The organism is Roseibium sp. AWQ4_290, from assembly GCF_056160985.1.
Map to the genome: position 1 here is coordinate 31225 of NZ_JBSWYG010000004.1, position 13366 is coordinate 44590.

The window sequence follows — 13366 nt, forward strand, 5'->3', positions numbered from 1 at the left end:
GCCGGACCGGGGACCTGTTCTGCACATTTGCCAGCGCTCAACGCTGTGGGACGACGCCACGGTTGGCAAAATGGCAAAACAGGCGCCGGGTCCGGCTTGCTGCACATGTCACTTCGACAAAACGGGAATTGGGGTGTGTCTTGAGTGGAAAGCGTTTGGCCAGAATGACTGCTGAAAGGGTCTGGGACGCATCTCTCGAAAAACTCCTTTTCCTGTCCAGAGCACCGCGCCGCGCCGGAAATCTGATCTGGATGCGAGGACCATGGTGTGAAAGGTCTGTGTCTGTCCTTGTTGCTTCACCGGGAGCAGGGCCTGGGGAGATCGCAAGGATTTCCGGGCTCGTGACGGCCTGCATTTGCTGCCGTCTGATGAGAGAGTGTTGAGGAATACCGGGTCTCTGCGGGAATGTGAAAAACCTTCTGATCCACCGCCATGGAAGTGGTCTCCCTCTGGAACATCCTGCGTCGCAAATCACAAAAAACGTTACGCTGTTACAAACTACCTTGTTAAAGTTGCGGAAGTCAACCAATAAGTGTTTTTCTTGTTTGTAATCTTTTTGATTGTTTTCTCACGTTGCTGAAACCCATTGGTTTTGAAGTCATTTATGGAAAGGCTTTCATCTGCCTTAGCGTAAATCTAGACATGGGCAGGACACTCGGCAGGAGGAGGGAAGAGAGCAAATCCGCTTTTCAAACAAGGAACGGATATCCGCCTTCCAGTTTCAACAACGCAATCTTGGTGTCCAGGCCGCCAGACCCGGAATACCCTCCAAGGCCGGTGGCAGACAGGATCCGGTGGCAGGGAATGATGATCGGAATCGGGTTCGCTCCGCAGGCCTGGCCGACGGGCTGGCCATAGGTGTTAAGCTCCTTCGCGACCTCTCCATAGGTCCGGGTCCGGCCATAGGGAATGGCGCGCATGGCCCGGAACACAGCCTGATGCAGGTCGCCGCCATGGGGGGCAAGCGGCAGGTCGAAGCAGCGCAGCTTGCCGGACAGATAGGCCTGCAGCTGAGCCGCCGCTTCCTGCAGCAGGGGTGTTTCTGGTGGCGTCCCCGGGGGTGTTTCTTCTTGGCGCGCGGCACTATTCCAGTGTAAGTGGGTAATCGCGCCGTCCGATTCCGTGATCGACAGGCGCCCCAACCACGTTTCAACTTCCGAGACAGGCATGTGTGGCCTCTGCTTCCAGATGGTATGGAGCGGGTCTCTTCCCCGTCCCGTCCGGACTGGCGGTTTTGTCCGGTCCGGTTTACGCATCTATTCATCTGCGGATGATCGGCACAAGGCCCCGTCCAAATGTCACTAGACCAACAGACATCTTCTTCCAGCGGTCCGGCTGCCGCAACCGCGCCGGTTCTGGGCATTGGCCTGATTGTTCTGGCCTGTCTCGGGTTTTCCTTTCTGGATGCCACGGCGAAATATCTCTCCTCCAGCCTGCCGACCCTGCAGATTGTCTGGCTGCGCTTCGTCTCGCATGTGCTGCTGTGCCTTGTGCTGTTCCGGGTGTGGAGGGCCCCGTCTCTTTTCAAAACGGGCCGGCCGGTGCTGCAGATCGTGCGCGCGCTCTGCCTGTTGGGCATCACAATCTGCAACTTTATGGCCGTGCGCTATCTGCAGCTGGCAGAGACCATGGCAATCATGTTTGCCGCCCCCTTCGTGATCACCGCGCTGGCGGGGCCCATGCTCGGGGAATGGGCAGGGGTCAGGCGCTGGGCCGCCATTGGCGTCGGGTTCATCGGGGTTCTGGTCGTCACCCAGCCGGGTATAGGCAACATGCATTGGGCGGCGCTCTATTCAGTCGCCTCCATGATCTTCTACGCTGTCTATGCCATTTTCACCCGGCAACTGACATCGACCGAGAGTTCCGCCGGCATGCTGATCCTGTCCGGGCTTGTGGCCGCGATTGCCATGGCGCCTGCAGGTCTCTCCGTCTGGGTCACCCCGCCGGATCTGACGAGCTGGCTTTTGCTGTTTGCGACTGGTGTTTTCGGCGGCGGCGGCCACTTCCTGTTTATCTGGGCGCACCGGATCGCCCCGGCGCCCGTCCTGGCTCCGTTCATCTATATCCAGATCGTCTGGATGATTGCGCTGGGCTATTTGATTTTCGACGATGTGCCGTCTCTCTCCACGCTTCTGGGTGCGTCCATCGTTGTGGCGTCGGGGCTCTATATTCTTTACCGGGAACGGGTGCGCGGGCTCTCATAACAACCTTGCCAAATGAGCACCTATTCGACTGTGACATGAGAGCGTTCAGCTAGGAGCGTGTCACGGGGCGATGTGGGGCATCGTCCAGGACGCGCGACACGGCGGAACGCTCTCATCGTGGCCTTCGGTGGCGATTTCAGGCCGGCCGGGCTCACATGCTGGTAAATCTGACGAGAGAATGCTGCTGTTATCGGTCTCCTGGCTGGCCGGTGCCGATGGCAGGTTGACGCTACGTGCGACTTTCCGTCTTAATACGCAGCTGAAGGGAATGCGGGGGAGTGCCCCGGACAGCAGAAGGTCCGCAAGGGGCCGGCCTTTTCAGGAGGGACGGGATGGAAATGGATCGCCGCAGGTTTTTGGGCGGGATGGCGGCCGCCGCAGGCACCTTGGCCCTGCCGCAGGCCGCGCAGGCCAATGCCGCCGCCAATGCCTATTTCAACGGGTACCAGCAGGACAACGGGTTCCAGTACCGCCGGACAAATTTGAACCGGATCGATCCGGTCTGGCGCCGGCAGATGGTCAAATATTTCAGCCCGGAGCCGCCTGGAACCGTGGTTGTAGATACCGGGAACCATTTTCTTTACTGGGTCTGGGAAAACAATACGGCGCTCAGATATGGTGTTGGTGTGGGCCGCGAAGGCTTCAAGTGGTATGGCCGGGCCCGCATCGACCGCAAGGCGCTTTGGCCGCGCTGGGTGCCGCCGCCTGAAATGCTCAAACGCCAGCCGGACCTGCCGCGCAAGGTGGACGGTGGGGCTCCGAACAATCCGTTGGGTCCAAGGGCGCTTTATCTTTACCGGGATGGCCGCGATCTGGGCTACCGTCTGCATGGCACGCTGGAGCCCTGGAGCATCGGCCATGATGTGTCCTCCGGCTGCATCCGCATGCTGCCGGAAGATGTGATCGACCTTTACCAGCGGTGCCCGAAAGGGACTGGCGTTCTTGTGCTGGAGCATCTGGGCGCAAATGCGGGGTAAGGCTGGAAACGCTGTTTTTTGACGTGGACGTTTGGATTGGGGGCTTTCTTGGGTAAGCGGAGCGGCCGTTGGGGCCAGGGGATGGCGCTAGCCATCGTGATCGGGGCCGGATTGACCGGCTGCAACTCGGCGGGCGGCCTGTCCTCGCCGGATGTGACAAATGCGACGGCAGCCGGGTTCGGGCAGATTGCGCCCGGGTCGGAGGAGGAATTCATCATCAATGTCGGACGGCGGGTCTATTTCGACAAAGGCTCGGCAACGGTCACCGACGAAGCCGAGATGACCATCAAGAGCCAGGCCGAGTGGTTGAAGCGCAACAAGAAATGGCTGGTCAAGGTACAGGGCCATTCGGACGATCCGGGCAGCGAGGCGGCGCAAAAGACGCTGTCCACCCAGCGGGCGAATGCTGTCATGGCCGAACTGGTCAGCCTCGGGGTCAGCCCGAAGCGGATCTGGGTAAAGGGGTACGGGGTGGAGCGTCCGGTGACGGATTGTGCCACCATCGAATGCGAGTCCCAGAACCGGCGGGTGGTGGTCAATCTGCGCGAGGAATTTGACGATTCCGCGCCTCAGGCCCGGTAAGGCGCCTTCCGAAAAGCCATAGCCGGCGAAATTGCCTGTTTACCGCCTGGGCGGGGAACTGTATCGGTTGCCGTCGCCTCTGCGGGAATAGAGACCACTGCTGAATGTCTGAAGACAACGATTCCACACCGCCTTCTGCGGACCTGCCCCCCAAACCGGGAAAGCGGCTGACCCTCGGCCATATTGCCGACCAGCTGGGCATCTCCACGGCCACGGTGTCGCTCGCCTTGCGGGACAGCCCGCTTGTGGCGGAAGAGACCCGGGAAAAGGTCAAACAGACGGCGCAGGAAATCGGGTACATCTACAACCGGTCGGCCGCCTCCCTGCGCACCTCCCGCAGCCAGATTGTCGGCGTGGCGGTGCATGACATCCTGAACCCGTATTTTGCCGAAGTGTTTTCTGCGCTGGAGGATGTTCTGGAAGAGCAGGGGCAGATGATCTTCATCTGTAACCACCGGGACGACGTGAAACGCCAGCGCGGCTTCGTCAACACACTGTTGCAGCACCGGGCCGATGGCCTGATCCTGTGCCCTTCGGTCGGCACGACAGCTGAAGAGATCAACCGGCTGGTGGATCAGGGCATTCCGGTGACGCTGGTGGCCCGTGAAGTTCCGGGTGTCTGGGCGCCCTGTGTGCGCGGCGATGATATGGCCGGCACCTATCAGATAACCAAACACCTTCTGGCGCAGGGGCATCGGGAGATTGCCATGGCGGGTGGCCGCCGGGACAGTTCCACGGGGCGCCTTCGCAACGAGGGCTGGCGCAAGGCCATGGCGGAAGCGTGCATCGATCCGGACAGTCAGGTGGATCTGCCCGAGTTGATGACACAGGCCGATGGGCGGGCTGCGGTTGCCGCGTTGCTGGAGGCGGCCACCAGGCCAACCGCCGTGGTTGGCTTCAACGACCTGGTGGCCTTCGGCATGATGACCACCTTGCGCCGCGCCGGTGTGGAACCGGGCCCGGATATGGCGGTTACCGGCTATGACGATATTGACGGCGCCGATGCGCGCACGCCTGCTCTGACCACCGTGGCCAATCAGCCGGAGAAGATCGGCCGTCTGGCTGCGCTCACCTTGCTGCGCCAGGTTTCCGGGGACCGGGTGCCCAACACGCCGATCGTGATCGAACCGGAATTGCGCATCCGCGAGAGTTCGCCGCCCCCGGGCGTGCGCCTGGCCCCCCGGCTTGCGGATTAGGCGAGGCCCGGGACTCCCCGGCCATTGCCTGCCGCGTCGCCGCCCTTTTCAAAGGGGGCGCAGGCTGCCGTTTCTCTGGCGGACGCAGAAGAGATCCTGAAAACTGTAGGGAGAAAGCAGGCGCCAGGGTGTGACCGGCGCCTGCTTTCTGTCAGCGCGGTTCGTCTTTCAGGCCCTTGAAGATTGCGTAGCAGGCCAGAAGCAGGACGATGGTGAAGGGGAAACCGGTGGAGACCGCCATGGCCTGGAGCGCGCCGAGACCGCCGCCAAGCAGAAGGGCAATCGCGACCAGCCCCTCAAAGGTGCACCAGAATACCCGCTGGGACACAGGGGCATCCACCTTGCCGCCTGCCGTGATCGTGTCGATGACCAGGGAGCCGGAATCCGACGAGGTCACGAAGAAGACGATCACCAGAATGATGGCGATAAAGGAGGTGATTGGAGCCAGTGGCAGATCTGCCAGCATCCCGAACAGGGACAGTTCCGGACTGTAGCTGGTGATCACATATTGCCGGACCTGGCTGCCCGTGTCCGACAGAACCTGGTCGATGGCGGTGCCGCCAAAGGCGGTCATCCACAAAACGGAAACAAAGGTTGGAATGATCAGCACGCAGATCACAAATTCCCGGACGGTCCGCCCCCGGCTGACCCGGGCAATGAACATGCCGACAAAGGGAGACCAGGAGATCCACCAGGCCCAGTAGAACGAGGTCCAGCCCTGGCGGAAGCCGTCATCTTCCCGGCCGAAGGGCATGGAAAGGGGCAGGATCTGCTGGGCGTAGGAGCTCAAGTTTGCATTGAAATCGGAGGCCAGAAGGGCTGTGGGGCCGGCGGCAATGACAAAGACCAGCAGGAGCGCTGCCACCAGCATGTTCACCTCCGACAGCACTTTCACACCCCCGTCCAGGCCACGTAGAACGGAGACGAGCGCGACGGCTGTGATGGCGATGATCAGGACCACCTGGGCCGTGGTGCTGACGGGAATGCCAAAGACAAAATCAAGGCCTGCATTGGCCTGCTGTGCGCCAAAGCCGAGGGAAGTTGCCAGCCCGAACAGCGTTGCGAAGACGGCCAGGATATCGATGATGTGGCCCGGCCAGCCCCAGGTCCGTTCCCCGAAGATCGGGTAAAAGACTGAGCGCATGGTCAGCGGCAGGCCTTTGTTGAACGAGAACAGGGCCAGGGCGAGGGCCACAACGGCGTAGATGGCCCATGGGTGCAGGCCCCAGTGAAAGATTGTTGCCGCCATGCCCATCGCCTTTGCGGCAGCGACGTTGTCCTCAATGAGATTGCCTTGATCATCAAACGGTGACGGGACGCCGATGGGGGAGGAAAAGGCCATGTGATAGACCGGTTCCAGCACGCCGAAAAACATCAGGCCGATGCCCATGCCGGCAGCGAACAGCATCGCAAACCAGCCGAAATAGCTGTAGTCGGGTTCCGCCGCCTTACCGCCGATGCGCACGCTGCCAAACGGCGTGACGATCAGCAGCAGGCAGACCAGAACGAAAATATTGCCTGCGAGAATGAAGAACCAGTCGAGATTGGAAGTCAGCCATTTGCGCATGGCATCAAACAGCGGGCCGACGTCATTCTGAAAGGCGAGGGTCAGAAAAACGAAGGCGATGATGGTCAGGCCGGACACCAGAAAAACCGGGTTGTGAATGTCCAGATTAAACGGTCCCAGTTTGGTTTCGATATTGTCCTGGCCGATTTCATAATCCGTGTCGATGAGGCTGGCCGCGCCCTCCGGATCCGGGATCCCCTGGCTGGAAGTGTTGTCGCTCATGGCGCAATCCTTGTGATTTTGGGAGCTGTTATCTGACGAGAAAGACAGAGACATCTGCGTGGGAGGCGATGCGTCCGCCGTTGGAGGGCCAGACATGGTTCACCGCATTGGGGATATGGGTTGCCATGACCACAAGGTCGGCTCCGGTTTCGGCAATGGCTTTCATAAGCGCAGGCTCCAGTTCCGCAGCCGGATCATGGGCGATCATCGTGTGGGCGGAGGCTGTGATCCCGTGTTTGCTGGCCTGCTGCTGGGCAAACCGGTCAAGCTTGCCGCGGAATTCTTCCGGCGTATGCGCCATTGCGCTGGGGGCAGCCGCCGTGGCGGCGGCAAAGACAACGGGAATGCCGTTTGTGCCGGCAATCTGGGCGCTCACGGAGATTGCTTTTTCAAGTTTGTCCGCGTGGCCCAGATCGATTGGAGTCAGTATTTTTTTGAACAAAATGTCCTCCCTTTCGTATTCCGGTGATGCAGGATGGGGCTTGATCACGGAAATGATGGAACGGGAGATATTTTCTGATTATTTCGATTCTCGAATATTTTTCGTTTTTGCCCGCTCGGTTTCAAAAATATTACGCCTATGTTTTCAAGACGTCAAAGAAACGGCGCTCAGGTGAAATTTAATGACATCTCACCTACGGCAGTTTGTGGCTTGGAGGATGCCGGGTGTACCCGGGTGCTGTCAGTCTTCTTCAGGGGACGGGGCGAGAGCAGGCGTGTAAGCGACGCATTTGTTACGGCCGCTGGTCTTGGCCTCGTAAAGAGCGGTGTCGGCCTTCTGCATGAGGGTGGAGAAATCCACGTCCTCCGGGCAGGAGAGCGCAAGCCCCAGGCTGCATGTAATGGTCTGCTCGATATAGTCCTTCTGGCAGTGCGAGATGATTTTCTTGCGCAGCCTTTCGCACACCGTCATGGCATCCTTAAGCCCGGTTGCGGACAGAACCACGCAGAATTCTTCACCGCCCACCCGGCCGAAAATATCGACAGCGCGCAATTCGTCCCCCACCACATTGGCAAAGGTTTTCAGGACATCGTCTCCTGCCGCGTGACCATATTGGTCATTGATCAGTTTGAATTTGTCGATATCCATCATGACGGCAGTGAAGGGCTGTTCCGTTCTGCGGAAACGCTGAACTTCAGTGGCGGCGCGTTCCAGGAGGGCGCGGCGGTTAAAGATCTTGGTCAGGTCGTCGATGCTGGCAATCCTTTCCAGGTTTATCTTTGCATCCATCAGGGCCTGATGATCCCGCTGGCGGGCAATCTCATGGCCGATCCAATCTGCGAATTGCCGGACAATCTGAATATCTGCGGGTGTGAAGGGGCGTTTGCGGACTTCCGGAGCGGTGAAATTGATTGTTCCGTGGACCTCTCCGTCCACCAGAAGCGGGGCGCCGATATAGGTCTCGAGGCCGAAAATCTCGTAGCAGGGATGCCCGGCAAACTTCGAGTTGGCGGCATTGGTGGTGGCCAGAGGCTCATCTGCAGCCAGCGTCAGGGTGCAATACGTGTCCTTGAGCGGGAAGGTCTGGCCCGGTGTGATCGCATTGTCCGGGCTGTGTGCGTGGCTGATTGTGTAGTGCCCCTCATTCACGTGGCTGATGATGGCGAAGGGCAATTCGTAATGGGCGGAGCCGAGCCGCAGGATTTCCCGGATCTTGTCTTCATGGCTCAGAGCGCGAGTCGAGGTGATGGAATATAGCTCGGACAGCGTCTGCTCGGTCTTCTTGCGGTCCGTGATGTCATTGATCAGGACAACGAGGCCGTCGACGGCGCCATCAGCGTTAAAGCGCGGATTGCAATCCACTTGGCATTCCCGGAAAATTCCATCAGGAAAGTGCAGGCTCACTTCGGCGGTTGCCGTGGTGCCGCCAAGGGCGGTCATTAAGAGTGTGCGGATCGCATCCCTTTCGTTCCAGGGCAGCTTTTCCCGCAGGCGGGTGCCGATCAGCTCTTCGCTTGTGCCGTTGAACCATTCGCACCCTGTCTTGTTGAGGTAGAGGCAGCTGCCGTCCAGTGCCACTTCTCCCACGCAGGCGGTCAGGCTGTCGGCCATCAGATGCAGGTTGCGGTAGGCTTTTTCCGTGAGGGCTTTTGCCTCTTTCAGTTCCGTGATGTCGGCGCGGATGCCGGCAATGCCGCCGGTCTGGGTTCGGGTTTCGGCAATGCGCAGCCAGCGGCCGTCCTCCAGTTGCTGTTCAAGGATCGATCCATCGGCTGACTGGTGCTGCTGAAGCCGCTTTGCCAGCCACGTGTCGTCGTCCAGGCCGCCGGTGTCGTATTGTTTGCGATTCAGTCCGAAGCGCAGAATGTCCTCAAACCGGTTGCCCGGAAACATGGCAGGGGCAGAGCTGGCATAGATCTCCCGGTAGTTTTCATTGCAGATGATCAGCCGGTCTTCGGCATCATAGAGCGCGAACCCTTCCGGAATGGCCTCCAGGGCATCTTCCATGGTCAGGGCAATGTCGCTCAGCTTCATTTCAAGCTGTTTGCGGTCGCTGACATCCCAGGCGATGAACAACAGCCCCTTCAGGGTCTGATCGATATCGAACAGCGGTGAGCTGACCACCTCTAGCTCGGTCCGGGTTCCGTCTCCGAGGATCACGTCCAGGGGCAATTGCCTGCGATGACTCAGATCCTGCGGGGATTTGTAGAACTCTCCCATGGCCTCAAACTGGGCGGGGTCGGCGATAAAACGCTTGGCGGTGGTTCCGGTCAGCTCTCCCGCGCCGACACGCAGCAACCGTTCCATTGCCCGGTTGGCAAATGCAATGGTTCTGTCCGGCCGGGTGATCAGAACGCTTTCGTTCAGGTCCCCGAAGGATTTTTCCAGGTCGAGTGTAAAACTCTCCACGAATTGCCTCCCCGTATCGGCCTAAGCAGGTGTAACCGAGGAGGTATTAAAGGTGCAGGAAGATTAAAAAATATCTTACTTAGGGATGTTTTTGTGTCATATCTCCTTTTTTGGAAATAGAGATATTTTTATATTCGTATTGAGCCTAGTATTGGTATTTTTCTGTAGTCTTATTCTGCAAGGAATTGCTTTATTCGTTCAAGGGCGCGCAGGATATTCTCGGTTGAATTCGCATAAGAAAGTCGGATGTAGCCTTCTCCGAGTATGCCGAAATCTGGTCCGCCGATGGTTGCAACGCCCTGCTTTTCCAGAAGCGTAGAGGCAAGCTCCTTGGCTTTCCAGCCAGTGTCCTTGATGTTCGGATACGCATAGAAGGCGCCAAAGGGCGTCCGGCAGGAAATGCCAGGAAGTGCGTTCAGCCCCTCCACGATGGTTTTCCGGCGGCTGTCGAATTCGCGCACCATGTCCTCAACGGCTGTCTGAGGACCGGTGAGGGCGGCCAGGCCTGCCATCTGCGCCGGGGCATTGACGCAGGACCAGGCATTGACGGCAAGCTTGCGCGCCTTGTCGGCCAGGGCGTCCGGCCAGAGGGAGAACCCCATGCGCCAGCCGGTCATGGCATAAGTCTTGGACCAGCCGTCCAGCAGGATCAGCCGGTCTCTTATGCTGTCAAATTGCAGCAGGGACACGTGCTCCGTGCCGTCATAGGTCATCTGGGAGTAGATTTCGTCCGACAGGATGGCGGTATCCGGCCAGGCATCCAGTCCGGCCACCAGGGCCTCGATTTCGGCGCGCGGGGTGACGCCGCCGGTCGGATTGGCCGGGGAGTTGAGGATCAGCAGGCGGGTCTTGTCCGACAGCAGGGAGAGGGTTTCTTCGGCTGAAAACGCGAAGCCGTTTTCCTCACGGATCGGCACCGGAACCGGTGTGGCTCCGGTAAATTCGATCATCGAGCGGTAGATCGGAAAGCCCGGATCCGGATACAGGATTTCAACGCCGGGTTCGCCGAACATAAGGATCGCCATGAACATGGTGACCTTGCCGCCGGGCACGATCATCACATTGCCCGGGTCGGTCTCGGCTCCGTGACGCTTGTGGAGATCGGCGCAGACCGCTTCGCGCAAGGGGGCGATGCCGGGGGCGGGTGTGTAGCCGTGATGGCCGTCCCGCAGGGCCTTCACCGCTGCTTCCACGATATGCTCCGGTGTGCTGAAATCCGGCTGGCCAATGCCCAGATTGATAATGTCCCTGCCCTGGGCGGCCAAGTCTGTTGCCCGGGCCAGAACCGCAAAGGCGTTTTCTTCCCCGATCCGGTCAAATCCGCTGATCGTCTTCAGCATCGGTTGCTCCCTGAGATCTTTTTGTGTGTTGCGCGCAACCTAGCGCTTCGGTACAGCGTCTGGAAAGACCGGATCGCGGCAGAACTGTTCGCACCGGCCCTCTTGCTGGGCGGAGGGCTGCTGCCTGACCGTTGCCACAGAAAAATTCCGGCGTCCCTCCCATTCAGCTGCCATTATGCTTATATAGCGCGCAAAACAACCTTTCTCGTCCGGGCGGGCACACTCCTTTCCTGAAGCATGTTGCGTTCCAGGGCCCGCAGGCAGAGAGGCTCTGTCTCTTTGCAATCCTTCAGGGGCGGGCCTGCCGGAGCAGGCGGGCCAGCCTTTGATTCAGCCAGAAAGTTTCACCATGTCTTTGACACAGGACACCCAGGCACAGGTTCCGGTCACCGTGCTGACCGGCTATCTCGGTGCCGGAAAAACGACCCTTCTCAACCGGATCCTGTCCGAACAGCACGGCCAGAAATATGCGGTCATCGTGAATGAGTTCGGGGAAGTGGGGATCGACAATGACCTGCTTGTCGAATCCGACGAAGAAATCTTTGAAATGAACAATGGCTGCATCTGCTGTACCGTGCGCGGAGACCTGATCCGCACAGTGCAGAACCTGATGAAGCGCAAGGGAGCTTTCGACGGCATCATCGTGGAGACCACCGGTGTGGCCGATCCGGCGCCCGTGGCGCAGACTTTTTTCATGGATGATGATGTGCGGGCCTCCGCCCGGCTGGATGCCGTTGTTGCCGTTGTCGATGCCCGGCATGTGTTGCAGCGCCTTGAAGACACGGAAGAAGCCGAGGACCAGATTGCCTTTGCCGATGTGATCCTGATCAACAAGACCGATCTTGTGTCTGCGGACGAGATCCGCACCGTGGAGGCCCGCATCCGGTCAATCAACCCTTATGCGGTTCTCCACCGGAGTGAACGTTGCGGGATCGATATTTCCATGGTTCTGGACCGGGGGGCGTTTGATCTGGACCGGATCCTGACCCTTGATCCGAAATTTCTGGGCGAGGCCGAGGATGATCATGTCTGCGGGCCTGACTGCGATCACGACCACGATCATGACCATCATCACCATGACCATGGGCATGATCACGCGCATGACCACGGCCATCACCACCATCACGATGACAATCCCCATTCGGTCAAGAGCATTTCGCTGACCGCAGGGGATCTGAACCCGGAGCTGTTTTTCCCCTGGATCAACCAGGTGACCCAGGTTCAGGGGCCGAACATTCTGCGCATGAAGGGCATCCTGGCGTTCAAGGGGGATCCGGAGCGTTATGTCATTCAGGGGGTTCACATGATTGTCGAAGGGAATCACCAGCGCGACTGGAAAGAGGATGAGCCCCGCGAAAGCCGGCTTGTGTTCATCGGCCGGGATCTCAACTGGGATGTTCTGAAAGAGAGCTTCCAGGCGTGCCGCGCCGAGCAGGGCTGATCAGACGTGCCAATTGTTGCTCCCATTGAGACCGGCGGCTTTGTGGTCCGGGCCGGGTTCTTGAAAGACTGTGCCTATTTCGCGTCCGGGGAAGGTGATGTGACCTTGTCCGGCGCGGGGGAAAAGGTCCTGAAACTGCATAAGGCCGGACTGCTGGCCGCTGAGCCTGCAAAGGATGGGCTTTCGCTGATCACCTCCGGCGACGATGGCTGTGTCTACCGCTGTGGCCAGGACGGATCCCATGAGCTTGTGGCCGAACGGTCCCGCAAGTGGCTCGACCTGATCGCTACCTCGGCTTCGGGGGGGCTTGCCTTTTCCAGTGGCCGGGTCGCCTGGGTGATCCTCGGCGATGGCCGGGAAAAGGAGCTCACCCATAATGGCGCTGTTGGTGGTCTTGCCTTTGCGCCCAAGGGCACACGGCTGGCCGTGGCCCATTATGACGGGGCAACGCTGTGGTGGCCGGGCACGGATGGGGCCCCGGCGGAGTTGACCTGGAAAGGTGCGCATTTCGCCACGGATTTTTCACCGGACGGCAAATATCTTGTCACATGCATGCAGGAAAATGCCCTCCATGGATGGCGCCTGTCCGATGCGCAGGACATGCGCATGAGCGGCTATCCGGCGAAGGTCAAGTCGTTCAGCTGGTCTTTCAAGGGGCGCTATCTGGCGACTTCGGGCGCGAATGCCGCCATCTTGTGGCCCTTTTCCGGGAAGACAGGTCCCATGGGGCAATCGCCCCTGCAATTGGGGGTGCGCTCTGATCTGCTGGTAACGGCGGTGGCTTGTCATCCCCAGGAAGACGTGGTGGCGGTTGCCTATCAGGACGGGTCCATTCTCATGTGCCGGTTTTCCGATCAGGCCGAGGTTCTGCTGCGGCGGCCGGGTCAGGGGCCTGTTTCTTCCATGGGCTGGGACCGGCAAGGAAGCAGGCTGGCGTTCGGCACCGAGGCGGGCGAAGCGGGGATCATCAGCCTGGAGGAGTAAAG

11 protein-coding genes are annotated in these 13366 nt (G+C 59.5%); 6 read left to right on the forward strand and 5 right to left on the reverse strand.

Translation table 11 applies throughout. The annotated features are described in order from the left end of the window. Positions 1–689: 689 nt before the first annotated feature. Positions 690–1169 carry a methylated-DNA--[protein]-cysteine S-methyltransferase gene (locus ACXAH0_RS05255; protein ID WP_475184264.1) on the reverse strand — a complete coding sequence of 160 codons (480 nt, stop codon included), beginning with the start codon at positions 1167–1169 and terminating at the stop codon, positions 690–692. 126 nt (positions 1170–1295) lie between these two features. Here ACXAH0_RS05255 and ACXAH0_RS05260 point away from each other — a divergent pair, with 126 nt between their 5' ends. From ACXAH0_RS05260 to ACXAH0_RS05275, 4 genes are all read left to right on the forward strand, one after another. Then, positions 1296–2204 carry a DMT family transporter gene (locus ACXAH0_RS05260; RefSeq protein ID WP_475184266.1) on the forward strand — a complete coding sequence of 303 codons (909 nt, stop codon included), beginning with the start codon at positions 1296–1298 and terminating at the stop codon, positions 2202–2204. Between the two features lie 332 nt (positions 2205–2536). After that, positions 2537–3181 carry a L,D-transpeptidase gene (locus ACXAH0_RS05265; protein ID WP_475189558.1) on the forward strand — a complete coding sequence of 215 codons (645 nt, stop codon included), beginning with the start codon at positions 2537–2539 and terminating at the stop codon, positions 3179–3181. Between the two features lie 81 nt (positions 3182–3262). Further along, entirely contained in the window at positions 3263–3763 is a 501-nt protein-coding gene (locus tag ACXAH0_RS05270) for an OmpA family protein (RefSeq protein WP_475184270.1), read from the forward strand. Between the two features lie 104 nt (positions 3764–3867). Next, a complete protein-coding gene (locus ACXAH0_RS05275) occupies positions 3868–4959 on the forward strand; it encodes a LacI family DNA-binding transcriptional regulator (protein ID WP_475189560.1) in 1092 nt (363 codons plus the stop codon). Between the two features lie 151 nt (positions 4960–5110). On the opposite strand, the gene ACXAH0_RS05280 is transcribed toward ACXAH0_RS05275, so the two are convergent. The 4 genes from ACXAH0_RS05280 to ACXAH0_RS05295 form a co-directional block, all read right to left on the reverse strand. After that, the gene (locus ACXAH0_RS05280; protein WP_475189563.1) at positions 5111–6748 is read right to left on the reverse strand and encodes a BCCT family transporter; all 1638 of its coding nucleotides are present in this window, start codon (positions 6746–6748) and stop codon (positions 5111–5113) included. Positions 6749–6776: 28 nt separating this feature from the next. Continuing rightward, the gene (locus tag ACXAH0_RS05285; RefSeq protein WP_475184274.1) at positions 6777–7190 is read right to left on the reverse strand and encodes a universal stress protein; all 414 of its coding nucleotides are present in this window, start codon (positions 7188–7190) and stop codon (positions 6777–6779) included. Between the two features lie 240 nt (positions 7191–7430). After that, positions 7431–9599 (reverse strand): diguanylate cyclase, encoded by a 2169-nt coding sequence (locus ACXAH0_RS05290; protein WP_475189565.1) that lies wholly within the window; start codon positions 9597–9599, stop codon positions 7431–7433. A 170-nt stretch (positions 9600–9769) separates the two neighbouring features. Beyond that, entirely contained in the window at positions 9770–10939 is a 1170-nt protein-coding gene (locus ACXAH0_RS05295; RefSeq protein ID WP_475184277.1) for a pyridoxal phosphate-dependent aminotransferase, read from the reverse strand. A gap of 349 nt (positions 10940–11288) precedes the next feature. Between ACXAH0_RS05295 and ACXAH0_RS05300 the strand changes: the two genes are divergently transcribed. Further along, a complete protein-coding gene (locus tag ACXAH0_RS05300) occupies positions 11289–12380 on the forward strand; it encodes a CobW family GTP-binding protein (RefSeq protein WP_475189571.1) in 1092 nt (363 codons plus the stop codon). Positions 12381–12386: 6 nt separating this feature from the next. Continuing rightward, positions 12387–13364, forward strand: a complete 978-nt coding sequence (locus ACXAH0_RS05305) for a WD40 repeat domain-containing protein (protein WP_475189572.1) — start codon at positions 12387–12389, stop codon at positions 13362–13364. Positions 13365–13366: the final 2 nt, after the last annotated feature.

What these genes read in the sequence shown, in the direction of transcription:
- ACXAH0_RS05255 (WP_475184264.1), bottom strand. Translation starts at nt 1,169, where the DNA reads ATGCCTGTCTCGGAAGTTGAAACGTGGTTGGGGCGCCTGTCGATCACG.
- ACXAH0_RS05260 (WP_475184266.1), top strand. Translation starts at nt 1,296, where the DNA reads ATGTCACTAGACCAACAGACATCTTCTTCCAGCGGTCCGGCTGCCGCA.
- ACXAH0_RS05265 (WP_475189558.1), top strand. Translation starts at nt 2,537, where the DNA reads ATGGAAATGGATCGCCGCAGGTTTTTGGGCGGGATGGCGGCCGCCGCA.
- ACXAH0_RS05270 (WP_475184270.1), top strand. Translation starts at nt 3,263, where the DNA reads ATGGCGCTAGCCATCGTGATCGGGGCCGGATTGACCGGCTGCAACTCG.
- ACXAH0_RS05275 (WP_475189560.1), top strand. Translation starts at nt 3,868, where the DNA reads ATGTCTGAAGACAACGATTCCACACCGCCTTCTGCGGACCTGCCCCCC.
- ACXAH0_RS05280 (WP_475189563.1), bottom strand. Translation starts at nt 6,748, where the DNA reads ATGAGCGACAACACTTCCAGCCAGGGGATCCCGGATCCGGAGGGCGCG.
- ACXAH0_RS05295 (WP_475184277.1), bottom strand. Translation starts at nt 10,939, where the DNA reads ATGCTGAAGACGATCAGCGGATTTGACCGGATCGGGGAAGAAAACGCC.
- ACXAH0_RS05300 (WP_475189571.1), top strand. Translation starts at nt 11,289, where the DNA reads ATGTCTTTGACACAGGACACCCAGGCACAGGTTCCGGTCACCGTGCTG.